Source organism: Kitasatospora sp. NBC_01246 (assembly GCF_036226505.1).
Lineage (GTDB): Bacteria > Actinomycetota > Actinomycetes > Streptomycetales > Streptomycetaceae > Kitasatospora.
Map to the genome: position 1 here is coordinate 3143461 of NZ_CP108484.1, position 23188 is coordinate 3166648.

Here is a 23188-nt window from a genome sequence, read left to right on the forward strand (position 1 = left end):
TCGCTCACAGGTCCAGGAAGTTCTCAAGGCCCACGGTGAGACCGTGGTTCTCGACGACCTTGCGCACCCCGAGCAGGATGCCCGGCATGAAGCTGCTGTGGTGCAGCGAGTCGTGCCGGATGGTGAGGGTCTCGCCGGTGTCGCCGAACATCACCTGCTGGTGCGCCAGCAGGCCGCGCAGCCGGACGGCGTGCACCGGGATCCCGTCCACGTCCGCGCCGCGGGCACCGGGCAGGCTGTGCGTGGTCGGGTCCTGCTGCGGCGGGCGGCCGGCCTCGGCGCGGGCCGCGGCGATCAGCTGCGCGGTCCGGGTGGCCGTACCGCTCGGCGCGTCGGCCTTGCGGTCGTGGTGCAGCTCGACGACCTCGACCGACTCGAAGTACCTGGCGGCGGTCTGGGCGAACTTCATGCCCAGCACCGCGCCCAGCGAGAAGTTCGGCGCGACCAGCACACCGAGCGGCCGCGGCTCGCCGCCCGGCATCAGCCAGCCCTCCAGCTCGCCCAGCCGCGCGTCGTCCCAGCCGGTGGTCCCGGTGACGACGTGGATGCCGTGGTGGACGCAGTAGTCGAGGTTGGCCATCACCGAGTCGGGGTGGGTCAGCTCGACAGCGACCTGGGCCCCGGCCCGGGTCAGCTCGTCGAGGTCCGATCCCCGGCCCAGGGCGGCGACCAGCTCCAGGTCGGGGGCGGCCTCGACGGCCTTGACCGCCTCGGAGCCGATCCGGCCCTTGGCGCCGATCACGGCGACACGCAGCGTCATGGTGAGAAGTCCCTTCAGACCAGCAGGTCGGCGAGCCGGGCGGCCCGCTTGTCGTTGATCGGACCGATCAGCGCCAGCGAGGGCCGGTGCGCGCCCAGCACGTCACGGGCCACCGCGTGGACGTCGTCCAGGGTCACGGCCGCGATCCTCGCCAGCATGTCGTCCACCGAGAGGTGGTGGCCGTAGCTCAGCTCGGCCTTGCCGATCCGGTTCATCAGGGAGCCGGTGTCCTCCATGCCGAGCACGGTGGAGCCGGAGATCTGGCCGATCGCCCGGCGCAGCTCCTCCTCGGTGATGCCGTCGGCGACCACCTTGGCGAGCTCCTCGCGGCAGATCCGCAGCACCTCCTCGACGCGCTTGGGCTGGCAGCCGGCGTAGATGCCGAACAGGCCGCTGTCCGCGTAGGAGGACGAGTACGAGTACACCGAGTACGCCAGGCCGCGCTTCTCCCGGACCTCCTGGAACAGCCGCGAGCTCATCCCGCCGCCGAGTGCCGCGTTCAGCACGCCCATCGCCCAGCGGCGCTCGTCGTGGCGCGGCACCCCGGGCACGCCGAGCACCAGGTGGGCCTGCTCGGTGGAGCGGTTGAGCACCTCGACCTTGCCGGCGGTGCGCACGGCCTTGACGCCGCGGCGGGCCTCGGCGGGCTCGGCCCCGGAGCGCGCCAGCAGCGCCGCGAAGGCCTTCTCGACCTGGCGGACCACCTTGCGGTGGTCGAGATTGCCGGCCGCGGCGACGACCAGGTGCTCGGGCTTGTAGCGGCGGTGGAAGAACCCGGCGATCTGGTCGCGGGTGAGCCCGTTGACCGTCTCCTGGGTGCCGAGGATCGGGCGGCCGAGCGGGCCGCTGCCGAAGATCACCTTGGCGAAGAGGTCGTGCACCACGTCACCCGGGTCGTCCTCCGCCATCGCCATCTCCTCCAGGATGACGCCGCGCTCGGCCTCGACGTCCTCCGGGCGGATCAGCGAGCCGGTGAGCATGTCGCACACCACGTCGATGGCGAGCGGCAGGTCGGTGTCGAGCACCCTGGCGTAGTAGCAGGTGTTCTCCTTGGCGGTGAAGGCGTTCATCTCACCGCCGACCGCGTCCAGGGCGGCCGAGATGTCCAGCGCGCTGCGCCGCTCGGTGCCCTTGAAGAGCAGGTGCTCCAGGTAGTGCGTGGCTCCGTTGAGCTGGGGGGTCTCGTCCCGCGAACCGACTCCGACCCAGATGCCGAAGGTCGCGGAGCGCACCGTCGGCAGGGTCTCGGTGACGACCCGCAGGCCGCCGGGGAGGACGGTGCGGCGCACCGTGCCGGCGCCGTCCACGCCCTTGAGCAGGGTCCGGGTGGTGCCGGGGCGCTGCTTCGCCGCCGAGGCCTGGGCCACGGGGTGTACCTCCGTAGAAAGCATGTGCAACAACAGGGTGCGGCCCGCACGCCGACGGGGCGTGCGGGCCGCGGCCGCTTCTATCGAACCGGGGGGCTAGCGGCGCTTCACTCGGAAGCGGCCTCGCCACCCTCTTCGCCCTCGACGACCGGGATCAGCGAGAGCTTGCCGCGCGGGTCGATCTCGGCGATCTCGACCTGGACCTTGGCGCCGACGGCGAGCACGTCCTCGACGTTCTCCACGCGCTTGCCACCGGCCAGCTTGCGGATCTGCGAGATGTGCAGCAGGCCGTCCTTGCCCGGCATGAGCGAAACGAACGCGCCGAACGTCGTGGTCTTCACCACGGTGCCCAGGTAGCGCTCCCCGACCTCCGGCATGGTCGGGTTGGCGATCTGGTTGATCGTCGTACGGGCAGCCTCCGCCGAGGGACCGTCGACCGCACCGATGTAGATGGTGCCGTCGTCCTCGATGGTGATGTCCGCGCCGGTGTCCTCCTGGATCTGGTTGATCATCTTGCCCTTGGGGCCGATGACCTCACCGATCTTGTCCACCGGGATCTTGATGGTGATGATGCGCGGCGCGTTCGGCGACATCTCGTCGGGCGCGTCGATGGCCTCGTTCATCACGTCGAGGATGTGCAGGCGGGCGTCCTTGGCCTGCTTCAGCGCGGCGGCCAGCACGGAGGCCGGGATGCCGTTCAGCTTGGTGTCCAGCTGCAGCGCGGTGATGAAGTTGCGGGTACCGGCGACCTTGAAGTCCATGTCGCCGTACGCGTCCTCGGCGCCCAGGATGTCGGTCAGCGCGACGTAGTGCGTCTCGCCGTCGATCTCCTGCGAGATGAGGCCCATGGCGATACCGGCGACGGCGGCCTTCAGCGGCACACCGGCGTTCAGCAGCGACATGGTGGAGGCGCAGACCGAGCCCATCGAGGTGGAGCCGTTGGAGCTCAGCGCCTCGGAGACCTGGCGGATCGCGTAGGGGAACTCCTCGCGGGTCGGCAGCACGGGCAGGATCGCCCGCTCCGCCAGCGCGCCGTGGCCGATCTCGCGGCGCTTGGGCGAGCCCACGCGGCCGGTCTCACCGACCGAGTACGGCGGGAAGTTGTAGTTGTGCATGTAGCGGCGACGCGTCTCCGGGGAGAGCGTGTCCAGCTGCTGCTCCATGCGCAGCATGTTCAGCGTGGTGACACCCAGGATCTGGGTCTCGCCGCGCTCGAACAGGGCCGAGCCGTGGACGCGCGGGATGGCCTCGACCTCGGCGGCCAGGGTGCGGATGTCGGTGACACCGCGGCCGTCGATGCGGACCTTGTCCTTGATGACGCGCTCGCGCACGACCTTCTTGGTCAGCGCGTTGTACGCGGCGCTGATCTCCTTCTCGCGACCCTCGAACTCCGGCAGGAGCTTCTCGGCGGCGATCGCCTTGACGCGGTCCAGCTCGTTGTTGCGCTCCTGCTTGCCCGGGATGGTGAGCGCCTGGGCCAGCTCGTCCTTGACCGCGGCGGTCAGGGCGGCGAGCACGTCGTCCTGGTAGTCCAGGAAGACCGGGAACTCGCCGGTGGGCTTGGCGGCCTGGGCGGCCAGCTGGGACTGCGCGGCGCAGAGCACCTTGATGAACGGCTTCGCGGCGTCCAGACCGGCGGCGACGACGTCCTCGGTCGGCGCCTCGGCGCCGCCCTCGACCAGCTTGATGGTCTTGTCGGTGGCCTCGGCCTCGACCATCATGATCGCGACGTCACCGTCGGGCAGGACGCGGCCGGCGACGACCATGTCGAAGACGGCCGACTCCAGCTCGGAGTGGGTCGGGAAGGCCACCCACTGGCCCTTGATCAGCGCGACGCGGACGCCGCCGATCGGGCCGGAGAACGGCAGGCCCGCCAGCTGGGTGGACGCGGAGGCGGCGTTGATGGCCACCACGTCGTACAGGTGGTCGGGGTTGAGCGCCATCACGGTGACGACGACCTGGATCTCGTTGCGCAGGCCCTTGACGAAGGACGGGCGCAGCGGGCGGTCGATCAGGCGGCAGGTGAGGATCGCGTCCTCGGAGGGCCGGCCCTCGCGACGGAAGAACGAGCCGGGGATGCGCCCGGCGGCGTACATCCGCTCCTCGACGTCCACGGTCAGCGGGAAGAAGTCGAAGTGCTCCTTCGGCTGCTTGGAGGCGCTGGTGGCCGACAGCACCATGGTGTCGTCGTCCAGGTAGGCCACGGCGGAGCCGGCGGCCTGACGGGCCAGGCGGCCCGTCTCGAAGCGGATGGTACGGGTGCCGAAGGAACCGTTGTCGATCACGGCTTCGGCGTAGAACACGTTCTCTTCCACCTGGAAGATCTCCTCTTTCGTACGTCTCCGGGAGAGCGCCCCCGCGCATCGCTGCCGGTGGCCCGGGGCCCTCGTGCGCTCTTGCGCAGAGGAAGGCAGTCGGGCCGGTCTTCGATCGAAGCCTCCGGTGGGCCCCGCTCGGTCTGCGGGGCTTCCGGCGGCCACTACCGAGGACCGGCGCCTCTCGGCTGCCGGGCCGGGGCGGGCGGTCCGCGTCTGGACGCTCTCTCGGATGCGGGCGGCTTCCGTTTGAAGCCTTCGTCCCGCGGGGGGTCGGGGTCTTTCGCCCGGGTGGCGCGGTGTCGCGCCATCACCCGGCATGCCCACAACCCTACGGTGCAATCCTCGGCCACCAGGGGAGGTGCGCGCGAGTTGTTATGCGGTGCCGGGTCGCGGGTCGGCGACCGCGGCATACGCGCGAGGGGCGGCTCCCCGGTGTGGGGAGCCGCCCCGAGCGGCGGTCTTAGCGGGCGCCACCGGCGGCACCGCGGCGGATGCCCAGGCGGTCGACGAGCGTACGGAAGCGCTCGATGTCCTTCTTGGCCAGGTACTGCAGCAGGCGGCGGCGCTGGCCGACCAGGATCAGCAGGCCACGACGCGAGTGGTGGTCGTGCTTGTGGGCCTTGAGGTGCTCGGTCAGGTCCGAGATGCGGCGCGAGAGCATGGCGACCTGGACCTCGGGGGAGCCGGTGTCGCCCTCCTTCTGGCCGAACTCGGCGAAGATCTGCTTCTTGACGTCAGAGGCGAGAGCCACTGCAACTCCTTTGAGGTGGTACCGAGCGGGCCTGGTCTACGGCACAGGACTCTGCGAGAACTCGGTGTCGTGACTGAGTGCGGCCGGCGGTCGGCGACCCGCGAGGGGCGGACACCCTGCTGCACTCGAAGGGCAAGCGTACCAGTGTGCCCGGTGCGACCGGTCAGCCGGTGGCACCGCGGACCAGGCCGTAGACCTCCAGCACGCCCAGCGCCAGCGGGACGAGGGCGATCAGGGTGAGGCTGTCGACCAGGTCCAGGATGCGCCCCCAGAACGGCGAGACGCCGAGTCGGGGCACCACCAGGGCGATCGCGGTGAGCACCGCGGCGCCGAAGGCGATCGAGGTGGCCAGCCAGATGGTGCGCAGGTCCACGTCGGTGGAGCTGGCGGCCTTCAGGATGAACAGCGGGGTGTGCAGCGAGAGGCCGACGATCAGCAGCGACAGGCCGAACAGGCCGGCGATGGTGAGGCTGAAGACCTGCGCGGTGTAGCGGAACAGCCGGGCGCGCAGCATGGTGGCGATGCCGAGGGTGAGGGCGAGCAGCTCCGGGAAGAGCTCGTCGGTGAAGCCGAGGACGGCGCAGGTGCCGACGATCACCGCGGCGCAGCCGCCGACCAGGCCGACCAGCACCTCGTGGCCGCGGCGGGCCTGGTGGGCGATGCGCTCGTACTGGACGGCCTCGGCGCGGCCGGCCTCCTCGTCGTAGTCCCGGCTGCGGGTCCGGGTCTGGCCGGGGGCGCTGAAGCCGACGGGCAGCCGGGCGAACCGGGCGGAGAGGCCGGGCAGGAAGCCGATCACGGCGACGGCGGCGACGCCGGTGACCGCGGCGATGTGGTTGGCCGGGGTCGACGGCAGCAGGACGGCCGCGAAGGTGGCCAGCGCGCCGGCGGCGGACACGAAGGCGGCGGCCACGAACAGCGAGTCCTTCTCCGGCAGCAGGCCGACCAGCAGGACGGCCACCACCAGGACGGCGACGCAGCCGGTGAGGAACTGGAGCCGGCCCGGGCCGTCCCACGGGTGGGCGACCGCGATGAGGCCGCTGCCGCCGATCAGGGCGTGCGGCAGCGCGCCGAGGCCGAGCGCGAGCGCGGCCCAGGCGTCCTGGTACACCCGGGCGCGGACGCCGGCCAGGGCGGTGAGCACGACGGCGATGACGCCGGACAGGACGCCGGGCAGGCCGTGCATGTCGTGGCGCAGGTCGGAGAACCAGAGCGCGAAGCCGAGCAGGGTGAGCAGCACGCCGGCGCCGATCAGGCCGAAGGCCCGCATCAACTCGGGGCTCCAGAACCGGCGGTCGGCCTCGACGGCGGTGGCGATGGCGTCGGCGACGTCGTCGTAGACGGCCGGCGGCAGCGACTCGGCGAACGGGCGCAGGCTGAGCAGGTCGCCGTCGCGGACCTGCTGCGCGGCGAGCGGCAGACCGCTGTCCAGCACGGTGCCGTCGCGGCGGACCAGGTGGAAGCCGGTCGGGGCGCCGTCGGGCTGGGTCTGCCCGGAGAGCCGCAGCACCTCGGGGTAGACGTCGGCGAGCGGGACGTCCTCGGGCAGGGCGACGTCGATCCGGCTGTCCGGGGCGACGACGGTGACGCGGCAGAAGCCGGTCGCGGCGGAGGTGCTCATGCCCCCACCTCGCGGACGCTCGACGCGTGCCGGGAACGGCGCGCTTCCCTGACGAGTGGCTCGTTCCGCTCGCTCACTGCGCACCCCTCGATCGCTCGACGCACTGGGCGCTCCCCCTTGTTGACGGTGCCGCTGTACCGGCGGCGGTTCCTGCTGGCTGCTGGCGCGGGCCGGTCGGGGCTGGAACTGACTCGATCCGGCCATGAGTTGGCGCGGCGTTACCCTACCCGTTCCGTTCCCGCCCACCGGCGCGCAGGGGCCGGTGGAACGGCGGCCGGCGGGGCCCCGGGCACCACGGGGCCGCCCTGGCTGATCCGCCGGAAAGCGCCCCAGTAGGATCGGCCCCTGCGCAAGGCGACGGGGGCAGGGGCCGCGCTCCTCCCCGGGTGCCTGCGGTCGGCGGAGCGGGGGCGGCGTCACACGGGGCGCCCTCACCCGTACGTATCCAGTTTGCGTGAGGGCTGATGCCGAAGTGAACGATCAGACCGTTCGAAACCGCGGGGTGGGGTGCGTATGAGCGTGATCACGGTCAAGCGCCCCGCGCGGGCCTATCCCCCGGCGGTGCCGGACGAACCGGTGGAGTTGGTCACCCCGCCCGAGCTGCCCCGGTCGGGCGGCGAGGACTGGATGATGAGCCTGCTGCCGATGCTCGGCATGGGCGGGTCGGCGGTGTTCTTCTTCTCGCCCGGCGCACAGGCCCCGATGAAGATCATGGGCGGCCTGATGGTCGTCTCGACCGTCGGCATGGCGCTGGCGCAGATCGTGCGGGCGCGCAAGGGCGGTTCCACCGCCACCGCCGACGAGCGGCGCGACTACCTGAAGTACCTGCAGCAGATGCGCCGCCAGGTCCGCCGCACGGCGGAGCGCCAGCGCGGCGCGCAGCTGTTCCTGAACCCGGAGCCGGACCAGCTCTGGTCGATCGTCGCGGACGGCCGCCGGCTCTGGGAACGCCGCACCGGGGACGCCGACTTCGCCCAGATCCGGGTCGGCCGGGGGCCGGTCCAGCTGTCGACCCCGCTGGTGGCGCCGCAGACCGCGCCGATGGAGGAGCTGGAGCCGCTCGCCGCGGCCGCCATGCACACCTTCCTCAAGGCCCACGGCACGCTGCAGGACCTGCCGTTGGCGGTCTCGCTGCGCGCCTTCTACCACATCACGGTGTGCGGCGACCCGGACACCGTGTACGGCAACGTCCGGGCGATGATCGCCCAGTTGACGACGCTGCACTCGCCGGACGACCTGCTGGTGACGGTGGCCGCGGCGCCGGGCGCGGTGGAGGAGTGGGAGTGGACCAAGTGGCTCCCGCACAACCAGCACCGCAAGGACAGCGACGGCGCGGGTTCGCGCCGGCTGATCGCCACCGGCCTCGGTGAGCTGGAGTACCTGCTCCAGGACGAACTGGCGGGGCGCCAGCGCTTCGTGCGCGACGCGGCGCCGTCCTCGGACCAGCCGCACATCATCGTCGTGATGGACGGCGCGTCCGTCCCGCACGACTCGCTGCTGGCCGGCGCCGAGGGCGTGCACGGGGTGACCATCGTCGAGGTGGTCCCGGGCGACCTGGACGAGCCGACCGGCCACCTGATCGTGACGGTGACCCCGGACGAGCTGGTGCTGCGTTCGGCCTCCGGCGCGACGTACTCCGGCACCCCGGACACGCTCTCCACCTGGCAGTCCGAGGCCCTGGCCCGGCAGCTGGCGCCGTACCGGATCTCGGCCGGCGGCGACGACGAACCGCTGCTGTCCAACCTGGACTTCACCGAGCTGATGAACTCGGGCGACCCGGGCTCGTTCGACGTGACGCGCAGCTGGCGGACGCGGGCGCAGCACGAGAAGCTGCGGGTGCCGATCGGCGTCGGGGCCGGCGGCGAGCACGTCTACCTGGACATCAAGGAGGCGGCGCTCGAAGGCATGGGCCCGCACGGCCTCTGCGTCGGCGCGACCGGCTCCGGCAAGTCGGAGCTGCTGCGCACCCTGGTGCTGGGCCTGGCGATGACGCACTCCTCGGAGACGCTGAACTTCGTCCTCGCGGACTTCAAGGGCGGCGCGACCTTCGCCGGGATGGCGGACATGCCGCACACCTCGGCGGTGATCACCAACCTGGAGGGCGAGCTCACCCTGGTCGACCGCATGCGCGACGCGATCGAGGGCGAGATGAACCGCCGGCAGGAGCTGCTGCGCTCGGCCGGCAACTACGCCAACCTCAACGAGTACGAGCGGGCGCGCGCGGCTGGTGCGGCGCTGGACCCGCTGCCCTCGCTGGTGCTGATCATCGACGAGTTCTCCGAGCTGCTCACCGCGAAGCCGGACTTCATCGACATGTTCATCCAGATCGGCAGGATCGGCCGTTCGCTGGGCGTGCACCTGCTGCTGGCCTCGCAGCGCCTGGAGGAGGGCAAGCTGCGCGGTCTGGACACCTACCTGTCGTACCGGATCGGTCTGCGCACCTTCTCGGCGGCCGAGTCGCGGGCGGCCATCGGTGTGCCGGACGCGTACCACCTGCCGCCGGTGCCGGGTGTCGGCTACCTGAAGTTCGGCACCGACGTGATGGACCGGTTCAAGGCCGCGTACGTCTCGGGGCCCTACCGGGCGCCGGGGCAGCAGCGGTCGACCGGCGGGCGGCTGGTGACGGCGCAGCCGGTGCTGTTCACCGCGGCCGAGGTGCCGGTGCTGGAGCCGCCGGTGCAGGAGGTGGAGCCGGAGGTCGTGGAGCAGGACGACGCGCTGGTCGACACCGTGCTGGACGTCTTCGTGCAGCGGATGGCGGGGCAGGGCCCGGCCGCGCACCAGGTGTGGCTGCCGCCGCTGGACGAGGCGCCCAGCGTCGACCAGTTGCTGCCGCCGCTGCAGGCGACCGCGGAGCGCGGTCTCACCTCGCCGGGCTTCGGCGCGCTGGGCCGGCTCAACGTGCCGGTCGGCATCGTGGACCGGCCGCGCGAGCAGCGCCGCGACGTGCTGCACCAGGACTACTCGGGTGCGGCCGGTCACGGTCTGATCGTGGGCGGCCCGCGGTCCGGCAAGTCGACGCTGGTGCGCACCACGGTGGCCGGGTTCGCGCTCACCCACACGCCGCTGGAGGCGCAGTTCTACCTGCTGGACTTCGGTGGCGGCGGCTTCCAGTCGCTGCAGGGCCTGCCGCACGTCGGCGGGGTGGCCGGCCGTCTGGACGCCGAGAAGGTGCGCCGGATGATCAGCGAGGTGCACGGGGTGCTGAACCGGCGCGAGGAGCTGTTCCGGGCGACCGGGATCGACTCGATCGCGACCTACCGGGCCCGGCGGGCCAGCGGTCAGCTGCCGGACGAGCAGTTCGGCGACGTCTTCCTGATGATCGACGGCTGGAACACCTTCAAGCAGGAGTTCGAGATGCTGGAGCCGGTGATCGGGGACGTCGCCCAGCGCGGTCTCGGGTACGGCGTCCACCTGATCATCACGGCGGCCCGCTACGCGGAGGTCCGCCCGGCGCTGAAGGACCTGCTGCAGAACCGGACCGAGCTCAAGCTCGGTGACGCGATGGAGTCCGAGGTGGACCGCCGGGTGGCGCAGAACATCCCGGCCCTGCCGGGGCGCGGCGTCACCTCCGGCAAGCTGCACTTCCTCTCCGGCCTGCCCCGGCTGGACGGCTCGTCCTCGGTGGACGACCTCCAGGACGGGGTGACCGCGCTGGTCGCCGCCGTGGACGCGGCCTGGACGGGCCCGCGCGCGCCGCAGGTCCGGATGCTGCCGGCGGTGCTGGACGGCCACTCGCTGCCGAAGGGCTTCGAGTACCCGGAGCGCGGGGTCGCCTTCGGCGTGGACGAGGTCGAGCTGGCGCCGGCGTTCGTCAACTTCGAGACGGACCCGCTGTTCATCGTCTTCGGCGACACCGAGTCCGGTAAGTCGGCGACGCTGCGGATGCTGATCAAGCAGATCACCGAGCGGTACACCCCGGACCAGGCCGGCATCGTGGTCGGCGACTACCGGCGCGCGCTGCTCGGCGCGGTGCCGCAGGAGTACCTGGTCGAGTACGCGGCCGCGCAGCCGGCCATGACCAGCATCGTGGAGATGCTGCGCGGGGCCTGCTCGCGCCGGCTCCCCGGTCCGGACGTGACCGCCGACCAGCTGCGCAACCGCAGCTGGTACAGCGGCAAGGACATGTTCGTGATCGTGGACGACTACGAGCTGGTGGCGACCGGTTCGGGGAACCCGCTGGCGCCGCTGGCCGAGTTCCTGCCGTTCGCCCGGGACATCGGCCTGCGCATGATCATCGCGCGGAGCGCGGGCGGCGCCGGGCGTTCGCTCTACGAGCCGGTGATGCAGCGGATGCGGGAGCTGGGCGGCCAGGGCGTGATCCTCTCCGGCAACAAGGACGAGGGCGCGCTGCTGGGCACGGTCAAGCCGCAGCCGCTGCCGCCGGGCCGGGGCGTGTTCGTCTCGCGCCGGATCACCAGCGGGCAGATGGTGCAGACGGGCTGGTTGCCGTCGGCGTAGCGGGAGCGGCCGCCCCCGGTGGCGGTGACGGAAAGTGAGGGAAGGGGTCGGGTTCCGAGGAGCCCGGCCCCTTCCGCGTCCACGTGCTGAAACGTTATGGAGATCTTTCCGGCCCTGGGCTGCGGTTCCCGCACCCCGGGCGGGCGGTGACCGGCGCCGGGAAGCCGCCTGGGCGACCTTCTCCGAGCCGGGCATCAGCCTTGGAATGAGCGCGCGCAATGCTCTGTTCACCTTGGATTCAAGCGCGATGTGGCAGAGGTAACAAGTCGGACATGCGTGACAATCACCGTCGGTGATCATCGGATCGCATGTTTATGCCCACCTTCGCAACGGATTCCGAAGCATTTCCGGCATTGACGCGGTCATTACGGCCAAGGTTCCATGACGGCCCGGGAGCGAAGGACCAGAACCCCACAGCAGCAAGCCAGCGGAGGCGATACCGCTCCCTCTCCAGGACCGCACAGAGCCGATCGGAAGCCACATGACCGACACGCTTCGCCCGCCACACGCCGTAGCCCCCACTACGGCGGCCGAGGGCGCCGCCTCCCCCCAGACGCTCAAGCGCTCGATCGGCGTCGTGGGCGGGACCCTGCTCACGCTGTCCTGCGTCACCCCGGCCTCCACGCTCTTCGTGATCGTCCCGGAGCTGTTCTCCAGCATCGGCAGCGCCACCGCGCTGGCCATCGCGATCGGCTCGGTGCTCTGCATCGCGGTCGCCTTCTGCTACTCCGAACTCGGCACCCTGATCCCCAGCGCCGGCGGCGAGTACGCGATGGTCGGCACCCTGGCCGGGCGACTGGCCGGCTGGCTGGTCTTCGTGCTCTCGCTGATCGTGGTGCTGATCGTCCCCTCGGTGATCGCCCTCGGCACCGCCGACTACCTCGCCCCGGTGCTGCACGTCGACAAGCCGATCGCCGGCGCCGCGGTGATGCTCGCCGCCACCCTGGCCGGTCTGCTGGACCTGCGCGCCAACGCCTGGATCACCGGCGTCTTCCTGGTCCTGGAGGTCGTCGCCGCCGGTGTGGTGTCGGTGCTCGGCTTCGCCCACGCCAACGGCGACGCGCCCAGCCTGCTGCACGGGGTGGTCGCCGGCGACGGCGGCGCCACCACCACGGTGGGCATCGGCGCCATCGTCGGCGCGCTCGGCATCGCCCTCTTCATCACCCAGGGCTTCTCCACCGCGGTCTACCTCTCCGAGGAACTGGAGGACCCGCGCCGCAACGTCTCGCGCACCGTGCTGTGGACCCTCGGCATCTCCGCCGCGGTCATCCTGATCCCGGTCACCGCGATCACCATGGGCGCCCCCGACCTGGCCACCCTGACCTCCGGCGACATCTCCGGCATGGTCACCGCGTGGAGCAACTCCGCCGTCGGCACCTTCATCAGCCTCTGCGTGGCGCTGGCGATCATCAACGCCGGCATCGTCATGGTCATCCAGAACTCCCGGGTGCTGTTCGCCTCGGCCCGCGACAAGGCCTGGCCCGAGCCGGTCAACAAGGCCTTCTCCACCCTGGGCCGGTTCGGCTCGCCGTGGGTGGCCACGCTGGCCGTCGGCCTGCCGGGCGCCGCGCTCTGCTTCGTCAAGGGCGAGCTGCTCAGCGAGATCACCGGCGTCGCCGTCACCGGGATGTACCTGCTGGTCGCCATCGCCGCGCTGCTGTCGCGCCGCGATCGGCACAAGCACGCCACCGCCTGGCGGATGCCGCTCTGGCCGGCCGTCCCGGTGGTCCTGATCGTCGTGCTGGTCTACATCATCACCCAGCTGGACACCGTGCCCCTGCTGTGGACCGGCGGCATCACCGCCGCCGCCACCCTCTACTGGCTCTTCTACCTGCGCCCCCGGCAGGAGACCCGCTGGGTGATCAGCCTGCCCGAGGACCAGCAGGCCTGACCCCGGCGGGGCCGCCCCCGACCCCCACCCCTCCCCCACACGGCGGTGCCCGGACCACTCCCCCCTGGTCCGGGCACCGCCGTTCCGCACGCGCCGGCCACCCCGGGGTCGGCCGGTCGGACGCGGGCCGACCGGCCGGCGCAGGCTCGCGGCGGGGAGGAGGCTCCGGATCAGTCCGTGGGGCGCCGGCGGTGGTCGCGGAGCACCACGCCGCCGCCGATGAGCAGCGCGACGAGCAGGGCGCCGACGCCCAGGACGTAGGTCGCGGTGCGGCCGTCGCGGTCGGCCTGGGTCTCGCCGAGGCCGAGCGGCTGCGGCACGATCGGGGCGGCGGCCAGCTGGACGGGCTCGTCCGGCTTCGCCTTGTACGGCGGGTCCTCGGGTGCCTTGGTGACGGCCTTCACCGGGTCCACCACGCCCCAGCCGATGTACGCGTTCGCCTCGTGCCCGGTGCGCTGCGCGGTCTGCTCGATCCGGGCGCGCACCTGCGCCGGCTTCCACTTGGGGTGGGCGCCGAGCAGCAGCGCGGCCAGGCCGGCGACGTAGGGCGCGGCGAAGCTGGTGCCGTTGTCCACGCACTGGCCGCCCCGGGGGACGGTGGAGAGCATGTCGACGCCGGGCGCGACGACGTCCACGAAGTCGCCGTACTGGGAGAACGGGGCACGCTCGTTGTTGCGGTCGGAGGCTCCGACGGCGAGCACGGTCGGGAACGCGGCGGGGTAGGTGTCGCCCTCCTTGCCGTCGTTGCCGGAGGAGGCGACCACCACGATGTCCTTGGCCTCGGCGGCCTCGACGGCGGCCTTCAGCTCCGCGTAGCCGCCGAAGTCGGCGTTGCCGGCGCCGCGCACGTCCTGCGAGATGTTGATGACCTTGACGCCCCGCTGGATCGCGATGTAGATCGCCTCGACCAGGGTGTAGACGTCACCGTTGCCCTCGGCGTCGTTCTGCCGGATCGACAGGATGCCGGCGTCCGGGGCGATGCCGACGAAGCCGGTCTGGTCGTAGTGGCCGGCCGCGATGATGCCCGCGACCTTGGTGCCGTGGCCGACGAGGTCGTCCTTGCCGGTGCCCTCGACCTTCTTCTTGTCCTTGTCCTTCAACAGCGAGCCGCCGTCGACCACCCGGTTGGCCAGCTGGGGGTTCTGGTCGTTGACCCCGGTGTCGATGACCGCGACGGTCACCCCCGCACCGGTGACGGTGCCGCCCTGCCAGAGCTCGTCGAGCACCATGCGCTGCAACGACCACGGCACGGCCTGCACGTTCTGGGCGTCCTTGGCGCAGTCACCGGCGGCGGCGATGCCGGGCCCGTCCGCGTGGGCCGGGGCGGCCAGCGGACCGCCGAGCACCGCGAGCGCGGCCACCGTCGCGGCCGCCTTCCGGTACCTGACTACGGACACCCTGCCACCCCTCTTGTCGTCCACCCGTGTTGCGCGCCAGGGGCGGGTGCCCGGACCGGGCACCCGCCCCTTCGGCGGAATCGATCGCCCCCACGACCGGGGGCGGGATCCGTCAGCCCCAGAGCTTGGCGTTGTTGTTCTCGGTGCTGTTGTAGCTCTCGGCCGCCTTGTCCAGCGAGCCGGCGATCTGGGACAGCACCTGCTGCAGGTGGCTGGCGCGGGAGTCCCACTTCGCCTGGTGGGCCTGGTAGCCCTGCTGAGCGGCACCCTCCCAGCTGGAGGCGATCTTGGTCACGCCCGCCTTCAGCTCCTCAAGCTGGGAGTTGATGCGGTTGGCGGTGGCGCGAACCTCGCTGCCGGCGTTCCGGACAGTTTCGAAGTTGACGAGAATGTGGTCGGACACGATGTCTCCTTGTCGAGGAACCGACGCGCTCCCTCACCAGGGGCCGCCGGTGAATGACCTGGCAGAGAGGGGATCAGATCTTGCCGGCGCCGAACGCCGCCTGCTGGTCCGCGTCGGTCGCCGAGTACTGCTTGGTCGTGATCTCGATCGCGCTCTTGATCGCCTTCAGCGACTTGTTGAGCTCGACCGCGTCCTCGTTGAACTGGCCCTGAAGGGTCTTGTAGGCCGTGGCCGCCTGACCCTGCCAACCGCCGGCGATCGAACCCACCAGGCTGTCGAGCTTGCGAATCTCGCCCTCGATCTGGCCGATGACCTCGTCCATGTGCTTGGCGAAAGCCAGCATCTCCTGAGCGGTCGTCTTGAACTGACCCATGCTCTACCGTCCCCCATGAGACAGACATTGTGTCCGGACCGCCGTTCCCGGCCGGTCCGCCGCATCACCGGTGTGATGTCCAGCAGCACTGTAGTCGGCACACGCAACTCGCCCAACACCGGGGAACCGCTAGTTACCAGACCATGACACTGGGGCCAATTCCGTTGCCGGAACGGGCCGGTCAGGCGTTCTGCTGCTGGGCCGCGGTCTTCGCGTTCAGCGCCGGACCGGACGGCACCAGGGCCGACCAGGCCAGCGGTACCGGCACCGGCTGCAGGCCCTGGTAGCCGAGCCGGGCCTGGTTGCCGCCGGCCTCGTCCTGCTGCTGACCCGGCTGCCCGGCGGCCGGGTCACCGGGCTGGACGGTCGGGGTCGCGGTGACGGTCGGGACCGGCTTGCCCGGCTGGGCGGACGGCGCGGCCTGCGCCCCCTTGCCGCCGGTGGTGTTGGCGGGGACGGCGTAGCGCAGCCCGGTCTCGGTGATCAGGTAGTCGCTGCCGGAGCCGCCCGCACCGCCGTCCAGCGCGCGGTAGAAGAGGCCCTGACCGGGGGTCACATAGGCCGAACCGACGCCGCTGCTGTGCTTCGCCGGGAAGTCCGGGCCGGCCCAGACACTGCGCCGCGGCGTCTTGCCGTCCTCGGCCATCCCGTCGAACGTGCTGCAGATCACCGGCTTCGCGTCCTTCGCCGCCTGCCAGTTGTTGGCCGGCGCCCCCGTCCTGGTCGGCCAGTCGTCGGCGTCCTTCAGCGGGGTGCTGGAGTTGAAGGCGGCGTAGTCGGCCGGCATCAGCTCGTCGATCCGCGGCGTCCGGTCGGCGTCCTGGTTGTAGAGCCCCTGCCACGCGGGATTCTGCCGGATCAGCTCGGCCTGGAGCTGGGTGACCACGAACAGCTGGTCCTTGCCCACCACGAAGTTCCGGTCGCCGTACCGGACCAGCCGACCGATCTTGCGGTCCTCCGGCTTCTGCAGCGCCACCGAGGAGTTGGGGCCCTTGACGTCCGGGACCAGCCCGTCGATCTTGGGGAACTGGATCACCGAGCCGGTGACCAGGGTGTCCATCCACTCCCTCTTCACCGGCTGCGGCTTCGCGCTCGCCCCGAAGATCGCCGCCATCAGCTGCTTCTTGTCGCTCTCGGAGGTCTGCGTCCCCCCGATGGCGTGCTTGCGGCCCTGCGAGTCGATCAGGTAGAGGTTCAACTTGCTCTGGTCGATCGGCGGCTGGCCGGGGCCGGGCTGCGCGGCGACCTGCTGGTCGTCGATCTCCTTCACCAGCAGCGCCTGGTCGGTGTCCAGCACCCGGTCCTTGGCGGCCAGCGTCTTGGCGTCGGCACCGCCCGCGAGGAACAGCGCCTGATTGGCCGTCTCCTGCTTGTCGTCCGGACCGGGGCTGTCGCAGACCGACCACTTCATCGGCTTGCTCGCGTTCTCCCTGGTCGGCAGCCGGTCCGGCGCGTTCGGGATGCCGATGGTCGGGCCGTGGCTCGGGTACTTGTCGAGCACCTCGTCGGCGACCACCACCACCTTCGCGTCCACCGGCAGCACCAGCCGCGCCGAGGACATGTTCAGCACCTGGTGCAGCCGCTTGGTCTTGCCGTCCGGATCGGTCAGCACCACGTACCGGGTGGTGCTCTTCTTGCCCTGCACGATGTTCTTGCCGCTGTCCCAGCCCACCGGGGCGCTCGGCTTGAACACCCCCCAGACCCCGAACGCGCCGACCACCAGAGCGCCCACGATGACGCTCGGCAGGATCGCCTTCACCGGCCGCGGCGCGTCCTCGTCGCTGCCGCCCCCGTTGGGCAGCAGGAACGCGCCGACCGTTCGCTTCCGCGCGAAGGTGTAGGCGTTCAGCTCGTCCCGGCGTGATGCCATGCTCGTCGTCTCCCCTGTCTGACCGACATACCCCGTGGTCCGCACCCGCCGGGCGAGAGCGGCTTCGAACCCTCTACGATGCGGCAGCAGACGGTGAGTACGGTACGGGTACGGTTCGCGAACCGGCCAACCGGGCCGCGACAACTGATTCAGAGAGGGTCACTCGGGGGATGCCAAGCCAGACCGCTCCAGGGCGCCGCAGCACCGACGAGGGCAGGGGATCGCGCCGCTCCGGCCGACGGGCCCGGCCCGAACGGGGCCAGGTCGCCGAACCCGCGGCCGCCGTCGGGCCGACGGCCCCCGTACCGGTCCGCGTCCACCCCAGGCCCGGGCTGCTCGGCGGCCGGCTGAGGCTCCAGCAACTCGTGCTGGTCGAGGTCGCGGTGGCACTCGTGGCGGTCGGCTGGACGATCAGCAAGCCGGTGGCCGGCGGCTTCGGCGCCGTCGCCCTGGCGCTGGTCGTCCTCGCGGTCATCCCGCTGCGCGGACGCACCATCCCCGAGGCGCTGCGGGTGCGCGCCGCCCTGAAGGCCCGTCGCAAGCAGGCCCGGACGAACGTCCCGCCGGTCGGTACCGACCCGGCCATCGCCCCCGCGCTGGAGCTGGAACCCGCCCTGCGCACCTGCACCCACGCCACCGAGACCGACTTCGGCGGCCGGCCGATGCGCCGGGAGACCGGCATGGTCGGCGACGGCACCTTCCTCAGCTCGGTGCTGCTCGTCCAGGCCAAGGACCAGCCGCTGCGGCCGGTGCGCACCGCGCTGCCGCTGCCGCTGGACGTGATCTGCTCGGCACTGCGGGTGGACGACATCACGCTGGAGTCGGTCCAGATCGTCCAGCACACCCAGCCGGCGCCGGCCCCGCACCTGCCCGAGCAGTCGCTGGCCGCCCGCGCCTACCAGGAGCTGCCCGACGGCACCGCCACCCCCGGCCTGCGGCTGACCTGGGTGGCGCTCAAGCTCGACCCGGAGCGCGCGGCCACCGCCGTCCGCGCCCGCGGCGGCGGCGAGGAGGGCGCCCGCAAGGCCCTGCAGCGGGTCACCGACCAGCTCGCCGGGCGGCTCAACAGCGCCGGGTTCAACGCCACCGTGCTGGACGAGCGCGAGCTGATCGCCGCACTGGCCATCTCCACCTGCGCCAACCCGCTCGCCGTGGCCGGCCGCCAGGGGACCGGCAGCGGTGGCGGCAGCGGCCGCCGCACCCAGGAGAGCAACCGCTTCTGGCGGATCGACGACCGCTGGCACAGCACCTACTGGATCTCCCGGTGGCCGCAGCTCAGCCGCCCCGGCGGCGCCCCCGGCCGGATCGCCGCGCCGGACCTCGTCAACCTGATCACCGGCTCGCCCGCCCTGGCCAGCACCTTCAGCCTGACCGCCGGTCACGGCACCGGCGGTTCGGTGGCGATCAGCGGCCACGTCCGGGTGACCGGGCGCAGCGAGAGCGAGGTCGTCCAGGTCGGACGACTGGTGGAGGCCCGGGCGCAGAGCACCGGCCTCGGCCTCGCCCGACTCGACCTGGAGCAGGCCCCCGGCATGCTCGCCACCCTGCCCCTGGGAGGTGCTTCCTGATGGCGTACCAGACCTACCCGACGCCCGGCCCGCAGCCCGGTTCCACCGAGCAGCCCCGGGTCCGGCCGCGGATCCTGCCCGGCTTCGGACTGCGCGGCCCGCGCCGCGAGAAGCACGTGCTGACCACCGAGGACCTCGGCGCGCTCTCCTTCCCGGTCGGCGACGACGGCGTGCTGATCGGCGAGGACGTCCAGAAGCAGCCCGCCGTGCTCGGCCTCTTCCGGCCCAGCGCCTACGACCTGGTCCTGGTCGGCGGCGTCTGGACGGCCCAGGTCATCGCGTTGCGGGCGGCCGCCACCGGCGCCCGGATCGCCGTCGAGACCGCGCGCGGGCAGCTGTGGGGACCGATGGCGCAGGCCGCGGGCGGCGGCCAGCCGTGCGTGACCGTCCACCAGGTCGGCCGGCTCGGCCCGCAGGGCGCCTCGGTGACCTCGCCGGTGCTCGTGGTGCGCGACCTCGGCGCCCGCCCGCCGCGCAGCCGGCTCTCCGCCGCGCCCTGGCAGACCACCCTGACCCTGCTGCCCTACCTGGGCCCGAACGCGGCCCGGGTGCTGAACGCCGCCGACCTGGTCGGCGTGCAGCGGGTCTCGCCGCAGGAGGCCGAGCTGATCGGCCGGGTGCTCTCGCTCGGCCCGCAGGACATCGCCGCGCTGCCCACCCTCGGGGACGACATGACGCTCTGGACGACCCGGATGCGCCGCCAGTACGTACGGACCGTCGCCGGGCAGGCCGAGCAGCAGGTCCTGGGCGGGGCACGACGCATGGACTGACCTGCCGGGACCCGATCGCGCCCCGGGCGAGATGAGACTCCGCCTTCAACGGGGGGTGGTGCACGGCCTAGTCTTTGATGCGGCAACGGCACCGCGACGAGCGGCGGCGAACACGAGGGAGCCCTAGGTGAGCAGCGATCGGGACGGCGTCTACGTCGGCGACAACGCGGCGGAGGACGACGACGACTGGTCCGACGCGCCCGACTACACTCCCCCGTCCTGGTACGTGCAGACGGACTCCGCGGCGGCTCCGGCCGCCGGTCCGGGCGCCGGTCCGGCACCCGTCCAGGCGGGCGGAGCACCGGAGGGTGCGGCCGCTCCGGCGGCGGGCGGCGGCCCGGCCGCACCGGCACCGGCACCGGCACCCGTCGTGGCACCGGTCCCCGCGCCCGCGCCCGTGCCCGCGGCCGAATCGTTCGTCGCACCGGCCGTTCCTCCGGCCGCGGACGGTCCGGCGGCGGCGCCGGTCGCCGCACCGGCTCCGGTGCCCGCGCCTGCGCCTGCGCCCGCCCCCGCGCCCGCCCCCGCGCCCGTCCCGGCCGCCGAGCCGGCCCCGGCCGTCGCGACCGCCCCGGAGAAGGCCCCGCCGGTCCCCGCGCCGGCCACCCATGTCGAGGCGCAGCACGTCCCGTTCGCCGCGCCCACCGCCGGTGGGCCCGCGCCCGCCCCGGCGCCGGGCCCCGCCCCCGAACAGCCGCAGGCCGCGGCGGCCCAGCCGTGGCCGCCGGCCGACGTGGCCGCGCACCAGCAGCCCGGCCCGGCCGTGCCCCCGCCGCAGCAGCCGTACGCGGAGCCGCGGCCCTACCCCGGGCCGCCGCAGCAGGCCCAGCCGCCGGCCTACGCCGAGCCCCAGCAGCAGGCGCCGCAGCAGGCCCAGCCCCAGCCCTACGCGGACCCGCAGCCGTACGCCCAGCCGCAGCCCTACCCGGAGCCGCCGCAGCAGGCCCAGCCGTGGCCGCAGCCGGCACCGCCGCAGCAGCCGGCCGACCCCCAGGAGCAGCAGGCCGCCGCCTGGGCGGCCGCCCAGCAGGCGCCCGGCCCCCAGGCGCCCGGCCCGCAGGCACCGCCGGTCGACCCCCGCCAGGGCGGCTGGCCGCAGCCGACCCCGTACCAGCAGCCGCCGCAGCAGCAGGCCCACCCCCAGCAACCCCAGCCCCAGCCCCAGCAGCCGGGCCCCGCCCAGCCGTGGCAGCAGCAGTCCGGGGTCCCGCAGGCACCCGCCGCGTTCCAGCAGTCCGCCGCCCCGCAGCAGGTCTCGCACGGCGCACCGCTCGGCTACACGGCCGCCGTCGAGCTCTCCTCGGACCGGCTGCTGCGCAACCAGCCGAAGCAGCAGCGCCAGCAGCCGCGCTTCCAGTTCGGCGGCAAGGCCGCCGCGGCCGAGCGCGGCCGCAAGCTGGAGGTCATCCGGACGCCGGTGATGAGCTGCTACCGGATCGCGGTGATCAGCCTCAAGGGCGGCGTCGGCAAGACCACGACCACCACCGCGCTCGGCGCGACCCTGGCCAGCGAGCGCCAGGACAAGGTGATCGCGATCGACGCCAACCCGGACGCCGGCACCCTCGGCCGCCGGGTCAAGCGCCAGACCGGCGCGACCATCCGCGACCTGGTGACGGCCATCCCGCACCTGCGCAGCTACATGGACATCCGTCAGTTCACCTCCCAGGACCTGCACTCGGGCCTGGAGATCCTGGCGAACGACGTCGACCCGGCCGTCTCGACCACCTTCAACGACTCGGACTACCGCCAGGTCATCGACGTGCTGGGCCGCCAGTACCCGATCATCCTGACCGACTCCGGCACCGGCCTGCTGTACAGCGCGATGCGCGGGGTGCTGGACCTCGCCGACCAGCTGATCATCGTCTCCACGCCGAGCGTGGACGGCGCCTCCTCCGCGTCGACCACGCTGGACTGGCTCTCCGCGCACGGCTACGCCGACCTGGTGCAGCGCAGCATCACGGTGGTCTCCGGGGTCCGCGAGACCAGCAAGATGATCAAGGTCGAGGACATCGTCGCGCACTTCCAGACCCGCTGCCGCGGCGTCATCGTGGTGCCGTTCGACGAGAGCCTGGCGGCGGGCGCCGAGGTCAACCTCGACATGATGCGGCCCAAGGTCCGCGAGGCGTACTTCGAACTCGCCACCCTGGTCGGCGAGGACATCGTCCGCGCCCAGCAGGCCGCCGCCCAGCAGTCCGGCTGGCAGCAGCAGGCCCACCAGCCCCCGCAGCCCACCGCCCCCTACCCGGGCCAGCCGCAGCCGTACGCCGACCCGCAGCAGCCCTACCCGCAGCAGGCCCAGCAGCAGCCGTACCCGCAGCCGGGCCAGGGCGGCTACCCGGCCGGCGGGCCCGCGCCCGGCGCGCCGTGGGCCCCGCAGCCGGGGCAGGCCCCGCCGCCCCCGCCCGGCTACGGGTACCCGCAGGCCCAGCCGGGGGCCCAGCAGCCCCCGCAGGACTGGCAGCAGCAGCCCCAGCCGCCGGCCGGCGGGTACGGCTACCCGCAGCCCCAGCCGGGCGCGCAGCCGCCGCCCCCCGCCGGGTACGGCTACCCGCAGCAGCCGCAGCCGTAGCGAACCGAAAGGGCCCGCCGGGCCGTCCGTGGATCCAGGGGATCCGTGGACGGCCGGCGGGCCCTTCGGCATCCGCGACCGGTCCGGTCAGCCCCCGTCGGTGAGCTCGCGGGCCTGCTTCACGTCGTCGGCCATCCGGTCCAGCAGCGCGTCGATCGAGTCGAACTTCTCCATCCCGCGCAGGTAGGCGAGGAAGTCGACCGCGACGTGCAGCCCGTACAGGTCCAGGCCGACCCGGTCGATGGCGTACGCCTCCACGGTGCGGGCCGTACCGTCGAAGGTCGGGTTGGTGCCGACCGAGATCGCGGCCGGCATCAGCTCGCCGTCCGCCGTCAGCCAGCCCGCGTAGACGCCGTCGGCCGGGATCGCGCTGTGCGGCACCGTGTCCACGTTGGCCGTCGGGAAGCCCAGCTCGCGGCCGCGCTGGGCGCCGCGCACCACCACGCCCTCGACCCGGTGCGGGCGGCCCAGCACCTCGCCCGCGCCGGCCATGTCACCGGCCGCGACCAGCCGCCGGATGAGGGTGGAGGAGAACGGCTCGCCGTCCCCGGCCGCCCCGCGCACCTGGAGGTCGACCACCTCGACGTCGAAGTCGGCGGCCCGGCCCAGCTCGGCCAGCAGCGCGACGTCGCCCGCCGCGCGGTGCCCGAAGCGGAAGTTCGGCCCCTCGATGACCAGCCGCGCGCCCAGCGCGTCCACCAGCACCTGCCGGACGAAGGTCTCCGGGGACTCCTGGGAGAACTCGGAGGTGAACGGCAGCACCAGGACGGCGTCCACCCCGAGCGCCTCGATCAGCTCCGCGCGGCGCGGCTGCGGGGCGAGCAGCGGCGGGTGGCTGCCCGGGCGGACCACCTCGCTCGGGTGCGGGTCGAAGGTGACCACGACCGAGCGGACGCCGAGCTCACGGGCGCGCTCGACCGCCCGGTTGATGATCAGCTGGTGCCCGCGGTGCACACCGTCGAACGACCCGATGGTGACGACGCTGCGTCCCCAGTCCCCGGGGATCTCCTCCAGGCCACGCCAGCGCTGCACCCTGACCGCTCCTTGTTCCCTACGGCGCGTACCTTCT

General features: G+C 72.6%; 15 protein-coding genes. 5 read left to right on the forward strand and 10 right to left on the reverse strand.

Annotation, left to right across the window (positions count from 1 at the left end):
- Positions 1 to 4: 4 nt before the first annotated feature.
- The 5 genes from dapB to eccD all read right to left on the reverse strand — a co-directional run bounded on the left by dapB (position 5) and on the right by eccD (position 6817).
- Positions 5 to 760: a 4-hydroxy-tetrahydrodipicolinate reductase gene (dapB, locus tag OG618_RS13730; protein WP_329487694.1), complete on the reverse strand. Its 756-nt coding sequence runs from the start codon at positions 758 to 760 to the stop codon at positions 5 to 7.
- Positions 761 to 774: 14 nt separating this feature from the next.
- Positions 775 to 2151 (reverse strand): M16 family metallopeptidase, encoded by a 1377-nt coding sequence (locus OG618_RS13735; RefSeq protein ID WP_396491716.1) that lies wholly within the window; start codon positions 2149 to 2151, stop codon positions 775 to 777.
- A gap of 83 nt (positions 2152 to 2234) precedes the next feature.
- Positions 2235 to 4442 carry a polyribonucleotide nucleotidyltransferase gene (locus OG618_RS13740; protein WP_329487696.1) on the reverse strand — a complete coding sequence of 736 codons (2208 nt, stop codon included), beginning with the start codon at positions 4440 to 4442 and terminating at the stop codon, positions 2235 to 2237.
- A gap of 463 nt (positions 4443 to 4905) precedes the next feature.
- On the reverse strand, positions 4906 to 5196 hold the full coding sequence (gene rpsO / locus OG618_RS13745) for a 30S ribosomal protein S15 (protein WP_030397713.1): 291 nt from the start codon (positions 5194 to 5196) through the stop codon (positions 4906 to 4908).
- 163 nt (positions 5197 to 5359) lie between these two features.
- Entirely contained in the window at positions 5360 to 6817 is a 1458-nt protein-coding gene (eccD, locus tag OG618_RS13750; protein WP_329487697.1) for a type VII secretion integral membrane protein EccD, read from the reverse strand.
- 513 nt (positions 6818 to 7330) lie between these two features.
- On the opposite strand from eccD, the gene eccCa reads away from it, so the two are divergent.
- Both eccCa and OG618_RS13760 read left to right on the forward strand, forming a co-directional pair.
- Positions 7331 to 11278 carry a type VII secretion protein EccCa gene (eccCa, locus tag OG618_RS13755; RefSeq protein WP_329487698.1) on the forward strand — a complete coding sequence of 1316 codons (3948 nt, stop codon included), beginning with the start codon at positions 7331 to 7333 and terminating at the stop codon, positions 11276 to 11278.
- A 481-nt stretch (positions 11279 to 11759) separates the two neighbouring features.
- Positions 11760 to 13169, forward strand: a complete 1410-nt coding sequence (locus OG618_RS13760) for an APC family permease (protein WP_329487699.1) — start codon at positions 11760 to 11762, stop codon at positions 13167 to 13169.
- A 170-nt stretch (positions 13170 to 13339) separates the two neighbouring features.
- Here OG618_RS13760 and mycP read toward each other — a convergent pair whose 3' ends face one another.
- From mycP to eccB, 4 genes are all read right to left on the reverse strand, one after another.
- The gene (gene mycP, locus OG618_RS13765; RefSeq protein ID WP_329487700.1) at positions 13340 to 14566 is read right to left on the reverse strand and encodes a type VII secretion-associated serine protease mycosin; all 1227 of its coding nucleotides are present in this window, start codon (positions 14564 to 14566) and stop codon (positions 13340 to 13342) included.
- A 112-nt stretch (positions 14567 to 14678) separates the two neighbouring features.
- Positions 14679 to 14969 carry a WXG100 family type VII secretion target gene (locus tag OG618_RS13770; protein ID WP_329487701.1) on the reverse strand — a complete coding sequence of 97 codons (291 nt, stop codon included), beginning with the start codon at positions 14967 to 14969 and terminating at the stop codon, positions 14679 to 14681.
- A 73-nt stretch (positions 14970 to 15042) separates the two neighbouring features.
- Positions 15043 to 15342, reverse strand: a complete 300-nt coding sequence (locus tag OG618_RS13775; RefSeq protein ID WP_329487702.1) for a WXG100 family type VII secretion target — start codon at positions 15340 to 15342, stop codon at positions 15043 to 15045.
- Between the two features lie 181 nt (positions 15343 to 15523).
- Complete coding sequence (gene eccB, locus OG618_RS13780) at positions 15524 to 17212, reverse strand: type VII secretion protein EccB (protein ID WP_329487703.1); 1689 nt, start codon at positions 17210 to 17212, stop codon at positions 15524 to 15526.
- 170 nt (positions 17213 to 17382) lie between these two features.
- On the opposite strand from eccB, the gene eccE reads away from it, so the two are divergent.
- The 3 genes from eccE to OG618_RS13795 all read left to right on the forward strand — a co-directional run bounded on the left by eccE (position 17383) and on the right by OG618_RS13795 (position 22119).
- Positions 17383 to 18780, forward strand: a complete 1398-nt coding sequence (gene eccE, locus OG618_RS13785; protein WP_329487704.1) for a type VII secretion protein EccE — start codon at positions 17383 to 17385, stop codon at positions 18778 to 18780.
- Positions 18780 to 19550: a hypothetical protein gene (locus tag OG618_RS13790; RefSeq protein ID WP_329487705.1), complete on the forward strand. Its 771-nt coding sequence runs from the start codon at positions 18780 to 18782 to the stop codon at positions 19548 to 19550. Before eccE ends, OG618_RS13790 begins: the two co-directional genes overlap by 1 nt.
- 127 nt (positions 19551 to 19677) lie before the next feature.
- The gene (locus OG618_RS13795) at positions 19678 to 22119 is read left to right on the forward strand and encodes a MinD/ParA family ATP-binding protein (RefSeq protein WP_329487706.1); all 2442 of its coding nucleotides are present in this window, start codon (positions 19678 to 19680) and stop codon (positions 22117 to 22119) included.
- A gap of 87 nt (positions 22120 to 22206) precedes the next feature.
- Here OG618_RS13795 and OG618_RS13800 read toward each other — a convergent pair whose 3' ends face one another.
- Positions 22207 to 23151: a bifunctional riboflavin kinase/FAD synthetase gene (locus OG618_RS13800; protein WP_329487707.1), complete on the reverse strand. Its 945-nt coding sequence runs from the start codon at positions 23149 to 23151 to the stop codon at positions 22207 to 22209.
- Positions 23152 to 23188 lie beyond the last annotated feature (37 nt).

Coding starts and splice junctions, on each gene's coding strand:
- dapB (WP_329487694.1), bottom strand. CDS start 760: ATGACGCTGCGTGTCGCCGTGATCGGCGCCAAGGGCCGGATCGGCTCC.
- OG618_RS13735 (WP_396491716.1), bottom strand. CDS start 2,151: ATGCTTTCTACGGAGGTACACCCCGTGGCCCAGGCCTCGGCGGCGAAG.
- eccD (WP_329487697.1), bottom strand. CDS start 6,817: ATGAGCACCTCCGCCGCGACCGGCTTCTGCCGCGTCACCGTCGTCGCC.
- eccCa (WP_329487698.1), top strand. CDS start 7,331: ATGAGCGTGATCACGGTCAAGCGCCCCGCGCGGGCCTATCCCCCGGCG.
- OG618_RS13760 (WP_329487699.1), top strand. CDS start 11,760: ATGACCGACACGCTTCGCCCGCCACACGCCGTAGCCCCCACTACGGCG.
- OG618_RS13775 (WP_329487702.1), bottom strand. CDS start 15,342: ATGGGTCAGTTCAAGACGACCGCTCAGGAGATGCTGGCTTTCGCCAAG.
- eccB (WP_329487703.1), bottom strand. CDS start 17,212: ATGGCATCACGCCGGGACGAGCTGAACGCCTACACCTTCGCGCGGAAG.
- eccE (WP_329487704.1), top strand. CDS start 17,383: ATGCCAAGCCAGACCGCTCCAGGGCGCCGCAGCACCGACGAGGGCAGG.
- OG618_RS13790 (WP_329487705.1), top strand. CDS start 18,780: ATGGCGTACCAGACCTACCCGACGCCCGGCCCGCAGCCCGGTTCCACC.